This is a genomic window from Novosphingobium sp. Leaf2, assembly GCF_001421325.1.
Classification (GTDB): Bacteria; Pseudomonadota; Alphaproteobacteria; order Sphingomonadales; family Sphingomonadaceae; genus Novosphingobium.
In genome coordinates, this window is sequence record NZ_LMJY01000019.1 from 183,475 (window position 1) to 195,712 (window position 12,238).

The following is a 12,238-nucleotide window of genomic DNA, read 5'->3' on the forward strand; positions in this document are numbered from 1 at the left end:
ACCGGATTGATCCCATGAGCTCCGATCTTCTCTCCATCGGCAAAGCCGGCGTCCGGGTTGCCCGCGCGGCGCTTGACGTGACGTCGAACAACATCGCCAACGCGTCGAGCGCGGGATACGTGCGCCGGTCGGTGACGGTGCAGGAAGTGTCCGGCGGCTCCAGCCTTTCCACGCCCGGCGCGATCAACCTGGCCGGTGCGCGCATCACCGGGATCGTCCGCAATGCCGATGTGTTCCGCCAGTCCGAAGTGCGGCGCACCGGTTCGGACGCGGCGCGCGCCTCCGCCGAAGTGCAGGGGCTGGAAAACGTCGAGGCGGCGCTGGAACAGACCGGCGTGTACCCATCCATCGTCGCGCTGGAAGGCAGCCTGCAACAGCTGCTGTCCGACCCCACCGACGGCTCGCTGCGCGCGCAAGTGGTGGAAGACGGGCGCACGATGGCGCAGACCTTCAACACCGCCGCCCAAAGCCTGACCGCCGCCGCCAAGGGCCTGCAGTTCGATGCGCAGGACGGCGTATCCCAGGTCAACCGCACCGCGGCAGAACTGGCGCGGGTGAACCTGCGGCTGATGCGCAGCGGCGATGCCAGCAGCGATCAAAGCGCCCTGCTCGACCAGCGCGACGGGCTGCTTCAGCAATTGGGCGAACACGCCGACATCACCACCACGATCAACCCGGACAAGACCGTCACGGTCACGCTGGGCGGGCCGACCGGGGCCACGCTGGTATCGGGCGCCACCACCCAAGCGCTGGCGATGGGCACGGCGGCGGACGGCACGCTGTCCTTCACCGTCAACACCCAGCCGGTGACGCTGGGTTCCGGCGCGATCGCGGGCAAGGCGCAGGCGCTGGTGGAATTGTCAGGCGCCCGCACGGCGCTGGACGGGATCGCCGCGCAGATCGTCACCACGCTCAACGCGGCGCAAGCCACGGGCGTGGACCTTCAGGGCAACGCCGGCCAGCCGATGTTCTCGGGCACCGATGCGGCCAGCATTGCCCTGGTGGCAAATGGCGGCGGCGCCATCGCCACCGCCCCTGCGGGCGCCGGCGCAAACAGCCGCGACGTGAGCAACCTTGCCGCCATGCGCACCGCATTTGCCGCCGCCGATCCGGCCGGCGCGATGGATACATTGCTGTTCAGCGTGTCCAGCGCGGTGGCGGGCCGCACCGTGACGCGCGATGCGCTGGCCTCCATCGCCAGCAGCGCGAAAGTTTCGTTGCAGGCGCAAGCCGGCGTCAATCTGGATGACGAGGCCGTCAACCTGGTCCGCTTCCAGCAGGCCTATCAGGCCTCGGCGCGGGTGATGCAGACCGCATCCGACATCTTCGATTCTATCCTGGCAATCAGGTGAGGCGGCCATGATCAGCATTTCCACGAGCACCGGCGCCTTCTTCGAACGGTCCCGCGCGGACATCAAGAGCCTGCGCGGGCAGGCCGAGGCGCTGCAGCAGCAGCTGTCGAGCGGCAACCAGCTCTCCCGCTCGTCCGACAATCCGGTAGCAGCCTCGCGCCTACGGGCCTTGTCGCGCCTCGATGCGCTCTCGCAAGTGGACACCGCGAATGCAGACCGGGCGAGTGCCGACCTGACGCTGGCGGGCGGGGCGATGTCGGACATGGCCGATGCCATCGTGCGCGCGCAGGAACTGGCGACGCAAGCCGCCTCCTCGACCCTCACCGGCGATCAGCGCAGCGCCATTGCGGCCGAACTGGACCAGCTGCACGGCAATCTGCTTGCCTTGTCCAACGCGCGCGATTCCAATGGGCACGCGCTGTTCGGCGGTGAAGGGACCGGCGATGCCTATGCGCTCGATGCCGCGGGCAAGGCCACCTATGTAGGCAGCGCGCAAGTGGAGGAACTGCCGCTGGGCGAAGGGCAAAGCGTCAGCCGTTCGATGAGCGGGCCGCAGTTCCTGTCCTTTACCGGCAAGGGCGGTACCGCCACCGACGTGATGGGCACGATTAAGGCGCTGTCCGATGCGCTCAAGGCAGGTCCGGGCACCGCGTCTGCCATCGATGCGCTGGCAGACCTGAAGACCGGGCTGGACACCCTGACCACCGGCCAGACCGTGATCGGCAGCCGCCTCAACTGGATCGAGGTGACCACCGATCGCCGCACCGCAATGGGCGAACTACGCTCGTCCGAGCAGGCGGATATCGGCGGTGCCGATCTGGCCACCACGGTTACCCGCTTGCAAGAAACGCTGACCGTGCTGGAAGCCAGCCAGGCCAGCTTCAGCAGGCTCGCCAGCCTTTCTTTGTTCGACCAGCTGCGCTGACGCGGCGCCCATTTCCCGTGCGCGCGTTGGCGCCCCCTTTTTCGGAAGCGTGATTAACCATGTTTGCAATCATCGGCGTCGTCATCCTGCTGGTGATGGTTTTTGGCGGCTTTGCGATCACCGGCGGTGCGCTAGGGCCGGTGATGGAGGCGATTCCGCACGAGATGCTGATCATCGGCGGGGCGGCGATCGGCGCGATCGTTACCGGCAACTCGATGCACGAGTTAAAGGGCCTGGGCGGCGGCATGATGAAGGTGTTCAAAGGCCCCAAGCATAACAAGCAGGACCATATCGACGCGATCATCCTCACCTCGCGCCTCATGAAGCTGCTGCGTTCCGAAGGGCCGGTGGCGCTGGAAAGCCACGTCGCCGATCCCAAAAGCTCGGCCATCTTTGCCGAATTCCCGCGCCTGCTGGGCAACGGTCCGCTGATCCATGTCATCGCCGATACTCTGACGCTGATCGTCGTCTCCTCGGGCACGCTGGAAGTCCATGCGGTGGAGGACGTGATCGATAACAGCCTCAAAACGCACTTCCACGAAACCCACGAAGCGCAGCACGCGCTGCAAAGCCTGGCCGATGCGCTGCCGGCGCTGGGCATCGTGGCGGCGGTGCTGGGCGTGGTGAAAACGATGGGCTCGATCGACAAGCCGCCCTCGATTCTGGGCGCGATGATCGGCTCGGCGCTGGTCGGCACGTTCATGGGAGTGATGCTGGCGTACGGCATGGTCGCGCCAATGGCGGGGCGGCTGAAACAGGTGCTGGAGGCTGACGAGCAGATCTTCCATGCGGTCAAGCAGGTGATCATCGCCAGCCTGCATGGCTGGCCGCAGCCGCTGGTGGTGGAATCGGCGCGCTCGGGCCTAGGCCATGCCTTCCGCCCCACCCTGTCCGACCTGCTCGACGCGATGCGGGGCAAGTAACGTGGCAAAAGCAGCGGATGAGCCGGTCCGCCCGATCATCGTCAAGAAGATCACTGTGGTGGCCGCCGGCCATCACGGCGGCGCGTGGAAAGTCGCCTACGCGGATTTCGTCACCGCGATGATGGCGTTCTTCCTGCTGCTGTGGATCCTGGGCGCGACCACGGAAAAGCAGCGCAAGGGGATCGCTGATTATTTCTCGCCCACCCTGGTCAAAAACCGCTCGGCGCAATCGGGCTCCGGCACCGGTCTGCTTGGCGGGTCATCGCTGACCGACCAGGACAAGCTGCCCCACCCCGGCGGCAGCGGCACCAAGTCCATCACCATCCCGCGCGATGCCACTGGCGGTCCCAAATCAGGCGCCACACGCAGCCAGCGCGCGCGCCAGCAGGTGGAAAAGAAGCTCCAGTCCACAGAACGGCTGCGCAAGCTGGCTAAGCAGGTGCGCATGGTGGACACCAGCGAGGGCGTACGGATCGACCTTGTCGATGATGCCAACTTCTCGATGTTCCGCGTCGGCACGACCATCCTGACGACCCCGGCGGACGACCTGCTGGCCGCATTGGGGCAGGCCCTGGGCCCGGACACCGGCGGCCTGACAATCCGGGGCCACACCGATGCGCTGCCGTATCGCCCCGGCATCGCCGGCAACAACTGGTCCTTGTCCGCAGGCCGGGCCGAAGCCACCCGCCAGGCGCTGATGCACGATGGCATTGCCGAGGCCCGCTTCCGCCGCATCGAAGGCGTTGCCGATCGCGAACTGCTGATCCCCAAAGACCCGCACGACCCGCGCAACCGCCGAATCTCGATCACCCTGTTGAATTGACCTGATCAGCCGTTGCGCTACACCGGGGGGGGCGTGACAGGGTGGATCAAGCAACGATGCGGGTGCAAGCTGAACGAGAGGACTTCCCTGACTTCTGCAAGGGCGTGCTGATCGCGCTTGTCGTGTTTGGTCATGCGATCCAGTACGTGGTGCTGAAAGGCCAGGCGCAGGCACTGCAAGACCCGGTGTTTTCAGCCATCTACCTGTTCCATATGCCGTTGTTCATGGCACTGAGCGGCTATTTCGCTACCCCTGCGAAGCTGCGCAAGGTGTCGCTGCCATCAGTCGCCTTGGTGCGAGGGGGGCAGATCCTCAGGCCGATGATGACCTGGGTGGCGCTGACCGTCCTCGCACACATCGCGATCGACCTTTTCCACCAGCAACACAACGTAGTGGGCTGGGCAAAGTTTGCTGCGAATGCGCTGGTTTCGAGCTACTGGTTTTTGTGGGCCGTATTCGGGTCTTACCTGACGCTGCGCGCGCTGCTGGCGTTGCCGCTTTCACCGGCAGTGTCAGTTCCGGTGCCGGTTTTGATCCTCGCCCTGCTACCCCTGCATCGCCTGCCTTTGGTGGGCGGGACGCTAGCGGATTTTGCGTTCATGTTCCCGTTCTTTTGCGCCGGCAGCTTTCTGGGCGGCCGGCGTAAGCAGCGGCCCATGATTGGCGTGAACGGGCCGGCCCGCTATGGCGCGCTCGCGGCCTGCGCGGCGGCAACAGTCACACTCTACCTGCGCTGGACACCTGAAAACTACGTCTACGTCAACCGGATGGACCTGATCCACCAGCCCGGTGCAGTCATTGCGATGCTGGCGGCCGGGGTGGTGGCATCGGTCATCGTGATTGCCCTCACCCATGCGCTCTATACCGGGATCCGGGGATCGTGGATCGCAGCGCGCGTGGTCGCAATGGGGCAGCTGACGCTTCAGATCTATCTTGCCCAGGGCTTCTTCTTTGTGATCGTCGGGGCCTTTCCGCTCGCTCTGGCCGCACGCATGCCATATCTCGCCGCACTAATTGCGGCGGCGGCCATCACCCTGTTCGTCCTCATCGGCATCACCGCCGTTGTGAAATTCAGCAGGGCCATGGGCAATGCGGTATTCCGGCAGGTCTGGGGCATGGAGCTCCGGCGCGTCTGATCACCCCCCCATTGCCGTGATTCGCATCGGCGCGGTACGAAAAAGGCCAGCGATGCGCCGCATAAAGATTTGTTACCACACACCGGAATACCTGACCTTAGTTTGCCCCCAAAACACGCGGTACATCGGGCTTTGCAGCGCTTCGACCATCTGCACCCTAAGCATTGTTACGCGGCCTTAAATTACCGCTCTTTTTGCCGTCGCCTGCGCACAAGTGCCCCTAGGAACACGGTTAATCCAAAGGAGCACGGAACATGGCCGCACAGCCCAGCACACCAGACACGCTGCGCCTTCATGCGCCGCTGCTGCAGCGCGCGCAGGCGATCGCGGCGTCCTTGTTCGACCCTGCCGGCATCGACTTTCGCGATGTAGCCGATGCCGCCCCGGTGCGCCCGCGCACCCGCTGCGTGCGTCTGACGCGCGCCGCCGCGCCCGCGCTATCCCGCGAAGGGGCCAGCCTGGTTTCGGTTGCCTACGCCGATCCGGTCAGCGAAAGCGCGCTGGCGATGATCCTGGCAGCGATGGCCGGCCCTGAAGATCCGATCGCCGCCGACCCGGAAAGCCTGTCTGTTTTCGCGCTGGCCGAGCGGCTTGCGGTCAGCGACATTCCGGTGCTGGTCAACGGACCGACCGGAACCGGCAAGGAAGTGCTCAGCCGCTTCATCCACGCCCGCTCCGCCCGCAGCGCCGGGCCGTTCACCGCGGTCAACTGCGCGGCGATGCCCGAAACGATGCTCGAAGCGATGCTGTTCGGCCACCAGAAGGGCGCGTTCACCGGCGCCACGGCGGCCAGCGAGGGCTTCATGCGCGCGGCCGATGGCGGCACCCTGCTGCTTGACGAAATCGCCGAACTGCCGCTGGCGCTGCAGGCCAAGCTGCTGCGCTGCCTGCAGGAGCAGGAAGTTGTGCCGATCGGCTCCACCCGCGCGATCAAGGTGGACGTGCGCATCATCGCCTGCGCCAACCGCGATCTGCCCACCGAAGTGGCGGAAGGCCGCTTCCGTGCCGACTTGTTCTATCGCCTCAACGTGTTCCCGCTCACCTTGCGCCCCCTGCGTGAGCGGGCGGACGACGTGGCCCCGCTGGCCTTCGCGATGGCCCTGCGCCACTCGGCCGGCATGGCGGCGACGCCCTGCTTCACCGAAGCGGCGCTGGCGATGCTGAAGCTGCATTCATGGCCCGGCAACGTGCGGGAACTGGAAAACGTGGTGCGCCGCGCCCTGCTGCTGTCCCACGGCCGCGCGATGATCGCGCCCGAGCACATCGTGTTCGACAGCCCGGCGCGGCTGGTCAGCCCGCTCGCCATCGGCGGCCTGGCGATTGCCGCCACTGGCGCTGGCATGACGACGGAACCGACGGACACCGCAGGCGGGCGCAAGCTGGCCAGCATCGTGCAGCTTTCCGAAGCGCGCCACATCGTCGAAATCCTCGATGCGTGCGATGGCAACCGCCTGCGGGCCGCGCGCGAACTCGGCATTTCCGAGCGTACGCTGCGCTACCGGCTGGCCTCGATGCGCGATGCCGGCATCTTTGGCCGCACTGCAGCGGGAGGCGGTCGATGAGCGCGATCCCCGGCCTGGGCTCCGGCGGCGGCATCCAGCAGATCCTGCAATTGCGCCAGCAGATCATTTCGCGAAACGACCTGCTGCGCGAACTGCACACCGCGCCCGGCACGGACGCGGCAAACCCCGTGGGGGGCGCGCAACAGCCCGCGGGCGGCTTCGCCTCATCGCTCCAGAACGCGCTGAACGGGGTGAGCGCGGTGCAGCAGAAGTCCGAGGACCTGTCGGTCGCCTACGAGAAGGGCGAAGTCACCGATGTCGCCAAAGTCATGCTCGCCCGGCAGGAGGCCGGCGTCGCGTTCGAAGCCACCTTGCAGGTACGCAACAAGCTGCTGTCCGCCTACCAGGACATCATGCGGATGGGAGTCTGACTAGATGGCCGACCTCGTTCCGGCGCCCACCACCCCCTTTGCCGGCTCTCCGTTCGCCGCTGGCGGCAGCGTGCTGACCCGGCTGTCGTCGGTGGCGGCGCAGCCCGCCGTCAAGAAGATGCTGCCGGTGTTCCTGGGCCTGTCCGCCATCGGCGGCGCGGCGCTGACGTGGAGCCTGATGGCGCCCTCGCCTCAGCGCGTGCTGTATGCGCAGCTGGACGATGCAGACCGGGCTGGCGTGGCCCAGGCGCTGGACGGCGCGCAGATCGCTTATGCGATCGACAACCGCACCGGCGCGCTCACCGTTTCTGAAGGCGATTATTACAAGGCGCGCATGCTGGTCGCGCAGAACGGCGCGCTGGCCAATCCCGAAAGCGGCGATCAGATGCTGGACAAGCTGCCGATGGGCGCCAGCCGCACGCTGGAAGGCGAACGCCTGCGCTCTGCGCGCGAGCATGACCTGCAACTCACCATCGGCCAGATCGACGGCGTGGAAGCGGTGCGCGTGCATCTGGCCGAAGCGGAAAAATCCGTGTTCGTGCGTGATAACGTGGCCCCCACGGCATCCGTGATGGTGCGCCTGAAAGCGGGCCGCACGTTGAGCCAGAGCCAGGTCTCGGCGATCGTCAACCTTGTGGCAGGATCGGTGCCGGGCCTGTCTGCCGATGCGGTGCGGGTGGTGGACCAGCACGGCCAGCTGCTGTCACAAGGCGGCGGCGCGGAAAACGACCGGCTGGACATGCAGGCGCGGCTGGAGGCCAAGCTGCGCGAACAGGTGGCGCAGTTGCTCACCCCGATGCTGGGCGACGGCACGTTCACCACCGAAGCGCAAGTGCAGCTGAACATGGACCAGACCACCTCGGCGCGCGAAAGCTATGACAAGGACGGCGTGGTCCGCACCGAACAGCAGCAGCAATCGCAAAACGGCGCGGCTGGCCCGGCCAGCGGCATTCCCGGCGTATTGTCCAACACCCCGCCGCCCGCCACGCAGGCCGTACCCGGCGCGCCACAGGGCACCCAGCCTGCCGCCGCAGGCGCAACACCCGCCGCGCCCCAGAACGGCGAAAGCTCATCCGCCCGGACCTATGAACTGGGGCGGCAGGTCTCGGTTTCGGAGACCGGGCCGGGCGGCATCAAGCGGTTGACGGTTGCCGTGGCGATCAGCGCAGATGCGATGAAGGGCGCCAAGGCGCAGGACATCCAAGATCTGCAGGCGCTGGTCAGCGCCGCGGTGGGCGCCGATCCGCAACGCGGGGACACCGTGAAGATCGTTTCGCGCAGCTTCACCCCGGTGGTGGCGGACACGACCGCCTTTTACGAAACCGCATGGTTCGCCATGATCGTGCGCAACGGCGCGGCGGTGCTGGCAGTGCTGCTGGTATTGCTACTGGGCGTGCGCCCGATCATCGCCGCAACGCGCGGGGACAAGCCGGTGAAAGGCAAGAAGGCAAAGAAGGGCAAAGGCGGCAACAGCGCCGATGATGCCGCCACCATGCAGGCTGCGCTTGCCGGCGGGCCCGGCTCCACCGCCGCCCTGCCCACCCGCACGATGGCGACCGGGCCTGACGGCGTCGCGGTGGAAATCAGCCGCGCCGAACTGCTCTCGCGCCAGCTGGGGCTTGCCCAGCACATCGTGTCGGAAAAGCCGGATAGCGCCGTGCTGGCGCTGCGCCAGATGCTTGCCCAGCCGCATGAAGACCAGCCCAAGGCCGCCTGATGAACCAGCTTACCCCCCTGTCCGCGCCGCTCGACGCGGCTGACAACGCCGCCGTCATGATGATGCTGCTGGATGAGGATCAGACAACCCACATCCTGGGCAGCCTGGAGCCGCGCGAACTGCGCCTGCTGGGCGAGAAGATGTGCGCGCTGGGCGAAATCGGCCCTGACGTGATCGCGGCGGCCATCACCGGCTTCGTCGAGCGAACCGAGAAGATGGGCCTCGTCGTCCACGACCGGGTGGGGCAGGTGCGCACGATGATGAACCGCGCCATCGGCGAGGTGAAGACCGACAGCATGATGCGCCGCATCGCGCCGTCCGCGCCGCAGACCTCCTCGCTCGAACTGGCGCGCTGGCTGACGCCCGAGGCGCTGATCCCGCTGGTGAAGGGCGAGCATCCGCAGGCCATTGCCGTACTGCTGATCCAGCTGGACCCCGAAGTCGCCGCCGCGGTGATGCACGGCCTTGCGCCCGAAGTGCAGCCCGAGATCGTCCACCGCATCGCCACGCTCGGGCCCGTCGCGCCTCACGCGATCGAAATGCTGGAGGAGCTGCTCTCACGCCGGATTTCGGAATGCCACGGCCAGCGCCCGCTGCAGATGGGCGGCGCGCGCGAGGCAGCCGAGATCATCAACTCGGTCGGCAAGGTGATCGAAAAGCATGTCCTTACCGCGCTGGTGAAGCGCGACAAGGTGCTGGCCCGTCAGATTGAGGAGGAGATGTTCAAGTTCGAGCATCTGTTCGTGCTCAATCCGCAGGCGATGGGATCGCTGCTGCGCGACGTGCCCAACGAAACGCTGATCGATGCGCTCAAGGGCATTTCGGAGGACGAGCGCGAGGTGTTCTTCCGCGCCATGTCCAGCCGCGCCGCCGATGGCGTGCGCGACGAGATCGCCGCGCGCGGTCGGGTCAAGCTGGCGGACGTGGTGGCCGCGCAAAAGGCGGTCGTCGCCGTGGCGCGCAAGCTGGCGGCGGACGGGACCATTGTGTTCGGATCGGGGGACGACGATTATGTCTGACATGGGTTTCAGCCTTGGCGCGCCGATGGTGCGGCCGCGCCTGTCGCTGGTGGAAGCGCTTGGCCAGCCTGGTGCCTTTCGTGCCAACGCCCGCTTCGGCGGCCTTGCGGTTCTGGCTGCCGCCACGCCGCCCGTCCTGGACGCACCGGACATCCTGGCCGAGACGTATGCGCGTGGCTACGCCGAGGGCCATGCCCAGGCACAGACCGAGGCCGCCGCCGTGCTGCTGGCGCACGATACCGCGCATCAAGCCTTGTCGCTGGCATTCGCCCGCATCGACGCGCAGCTGGAAGAAGACTTGCGCGCACGCCTGCGCGATACAGTGGCGGCGCTGTGCGAAGCGGCGCTGGGTCCGCTGGCGCTGGACGCGAACGCGCTGGCCACCCGCATACAGCGCGCCGTCGCCATGCTGTCACGCGCGGACGACGAACGTGTTGTGCGGCTGCATCCCGCCGATATAGCCCTGCTGTCCGACTGCATGGCAGCGGACTGGACGGTGCGGCCCGATCCGTCGCTGGAACGCGGGACCGTGCGCGTAGAGACCGCCAGTGGCGGTGTGGAGGATGGCCCCGCCACTTGGCGCGCCGCCATCGCCGAAGCGATGCACGACGCGTAAGCCACGCGTTTTCGGCATGACCGCCCCCCACGCCGCCATCCTCAATGATTTGGCCGCCGCACCCGCCGATTTTGCGCCGCGCCGCTTCGGGATCGTCACCGCCTGCGATGGCGGGCTGCTCGAAGTGTCGGGCCTGTCCATACCCGTGGGGGCCATGTGCCGCGTGGCCAATGGACCGGCAGCGCTCAGCGCTGAAGTCATCGGTTTTCGCAGCGGGCGCACGATGATGATGCTGTTAGGCGATACCGTCCAGTTGCGCCCGGGCGCGCGCGTCATCCCCACAGGTCGCCCCGGCATGCTGCCGGTGGGCGAGGCGTTCCTGCGCCGCGCCGTCGATGGTGAAGGGCTGCCGATCGACGGTGGCCTGCCGATCCACACCCGGCGGGAATGGCCCGCAGGCGGCGTGCGTACCGCCGCCCTCGATCGCAGCCCCGTGCGCCAGCCGTTCGACACCGGGGTGCGCGCCTTGAACGCGATGACCACGTTCGGGGTCGGCCAGCGCATCGGCGTGATGGCCGGGTCGGGCGTGGGCAAATCCGTGCTGATAGACATGATCGCGCGCGGAGCGGCGCAGACGCGCGGAGCGGACGTGGTCGTCGTCGGCCTGATCGGCGAGCGCGCGCGCGAAGTGTCCGATTTCGTCGAACGGCACATGGACGATGCCAGCCGCCACAAGACCATCGTCGTTGCCGTGCCGGCAGACCATGCGCCCAACCTGCGCCTGCGCGGCGCGATGCTGGCAACCGCGATGGCCGAACATTTCCGCAGCCAGGGCAAGCGGGTGCTGCTGATCTTGGACAGCCTGACCCGCGTGGCGCACGCCGCCCGCGAAATCGGCCTGCTGCTGGGTGAGCCCGGCGCGGCGCGCGGCTATCCGCCGTCTGCGCTGGCGACGATCACCAAGCTCGTGGAACGCGCCGGCAATTCGGCGGCCAGCGGCGGCTCGATCACCGGGCTCTACACGGTGCTGGCCGATGGCGACAATCAGGACGATCCGGTGGTGGATACCGCCCGCTCGATCCTGGATGGCCATATCGTCCTCTCGCGCGATCTGGCGCAGCGCGGGCAATATCCGGCGATCGACATCGCCGCCTCGCTCAGCCGGGTGATGAACGACATCGTGCCGCCCGCGCACCAGCAGCACGCCCGCACGTTTCGCGCGCTGACCTCCAGCTATGAGGCGAACCGCGATCTGGTGCTGATGGGCGCGTACCGGATCGGCGCGGACCAGCAACTGGACCGCGCGATCGCCATGCACGGCGCGCTCACCGGTTTCCTTTGCCAGCCCCAAGGCGAAGTGGTGAACCTCGATACGAGCGGCGCGCAGTTGGCGGCGCTGCTGGGATGAACGCTGACCAACACAAGCTGGCGCGGCTCAACCGGCTGGAAAAACTGCGCGCGATTGCCCGGCAGACCGCTGCCGCCGAAGCGGCGCAGGCCGAAAACACCCTAACCCAGCTGCGCGGCCTGGCCGAGCGGACCAGCGCGATGGCGCAGGATTATTCCGCACGCCGCAATGCCACGAGCGGGGCGGCGCTGCAGCACGTCGGCCGGTTCGTGAGCGGGCTGCAGGTGCTCAGCCGCACCACGCACGGCGATGCCCTGCGCGCCAGGTCCATCGCCGATGCGCGCCAGCACGCGCTGGTCGAAGCCGAACGCCGCCGCGCCGCCGTGGAGGACCGGGCCACCGCGCAAGCAAACCTCATCCGCGCGAAAAACCAGCCGCCGGTGCTCAGTGGCAAACGCAAGATTGGCACGGGTCTTGAATAGCACCGGGCAACAACGTTGCGGCAG

General features: G+C 67.2%; 12 protein-coding genes. All 12 read left to right on the forward strand.

All coding sequences use genetic code 11. The features are described from left to right. Nucleotides 1–14 precede the first annotated feature (14 nt). The 12 genes from flgK (at nucleotide 15) to ASE49_RS15300 (ending at nucleotide 12,214) form a co-directional block, all read left to right on the forward strand. Nucleotides 15–1,352: a flagellar hook-associated protein FlgK gene (gene flgK / locus ASE49_RS15245; protein ID WP_056774380.1), complete on the forward strand. Its 1,338-nt coding sequence runs from the start codon at nucleotides 15–17 to the stop codon at nucleotides 1,350–1,352. Between the two features lie 7 nt (nucleotides 1,353–1,359). Continuing rightward, on the forward strand, nucleotides 1,360–2,277 hold the full coding sequence (locus ASE49_RS15250) for a flagellin N-terminal helical domain-containing protein (RefSeq protein WP_056774383.1): 918 nt from the start codon (nucleotides 1,360–1,362) through the stop codon (nucleotides 2,275–2,277). A 59-nt stretch (nucleotides 2,278–2,336) separates the two neighbouring features. Further along, the gene (gene motA, locus ASE49_RS15255; protein ID WP_056774385.1) at nucleotides 2,337–3,200 is read left to right on the forward strand and encodes a flagellar motor stator protein MotA; all 864 of its coding nucleotides are present in this window, start codon (nucleotides 2,337–2,339) and stop codon (nucleotides 3,198–3,200) included. 1 nt (nucleotide 3,201) lies between these two features. Beyond that, complete coding sequence (locus ASE49_RS15260) at nucleotides 3,202–4,023, forward strand: flagellar motor protein MotB (RefSeq protein WP_056774387.1); 822 nt, start codon at nucleotides 3,202–3,204, stop codon at nucleotides 4,021–4,023. 56 nt (nucleotides 4,024–4,079) lie between these two features. Further along, on the forward strand, nucleotides 4,080–5,159 hold the full coding sequence (locus ASE49_RS15265; protein WP_056774390.1) for an acyltransferase family protein: 1,080 nt from the start codon (nucleotides 4,080–4,082) through the stop codon (nucleotides 5,157–5,159). A gap of 254 nt (nucleotides 5,160–5,413) precedes the next feature. After that, nucleotides 5,414–6,721 (forward strand): sigma-54 interaction domain-containing protein, encoded by a 1,308-nt coding sequence (locus ASE49_RS15270; RefSeq protein ID WP_056774393.1) that lies wholly within the window; start codon nucleotides 5,414–5,416, stop codon nucleotides 6,719–6,721. Next, on the forward strand, nucleotides 6,718–7,092 hold the full coding sequence (fliE, locus tag ASE49_RS15275; RefSeq protein ID WP_056774395.1) for a flagellar hook-basal body complex protein FliE: 375 nt from the start codon (nucleotides 6,718–6,720) through the stop codon (nucleotides 7,090–7,092). Before ASE49_RS15270 ends, fliE begins: the two co-directional genes overlap by 4 nt. Nucleotides 7,093–7,096: 4 nt before the next feature. Then, a complete protein-coding gene (gene fliF, locus ASE49_RS15280) occupies nucleotides 7,097–8,809 on the forward strand; it encodes a flagellar basal-body MS-ring/collar protein FliF (protein ID WP_056774398.1) in 1,713 nt (570 codons plus the stop codon). Continuing rightward, complete coding sequence (gene fliG / locus ASE49_RS15285; protein WP_056774401.1) at nucleotides 8,809–9,828, forward strand: flagellar motor switch protein FliG; 1,020 nt, start codon at nucleotides 8,809–8,811, stop codon at nucleotides 9,826–9,828. The genes fliF and fliG overlap by 1 nt, the downstream gene beginning before the upstream one ends. Continuing rightward, a complete protein-coding gene (locus ASE49_RS15290; RefSeq protein WP_056774403.1) occupies nucleotides 9,821–10,444 on the forward strand; it encodes a FliH/SctL family protein in 624 nt (207 codons plus the stop codon). Before fliG ends, ASE49_RS15290 begins: the two co-directional genes overlap by 8 nt. Before the next feature lie 16 nt (nucleotides 10,445–10,460). Continuing rightward, nucleotides 10,461–11,792: a FliI/YscN family ATPase gene (locus ASE49_RS15295; protein WP_056774406.1), complete on the forward strand. Its 1,332-nt coding sequence runs from the start codon at nucleotides 10,461–10,463 to the stop codon at nucleotides 11,790–11,792. Continuing rightward, nucleotides 11,789–12,214 carry a hypothetical protein gene (locus tag ASE49_RS15300; RefSeq protein ID WP_056774409.1) on the forward strand — a complete coding sequence of 142 codons (426 nt, stop codon included), beginning with the start codon at nucleotides 11,789–11,791 and terminating at the stop codon, nucleotides 12,212–12,214. The genes ASE49_RS15295 and ASE49_RS15300 overlap by 4 nt, the downstream gene beginning before the upstream one ends. The last annotated feature ends 24 nt before the right edge of the window (nucleotides 12,215–12,238 follow it).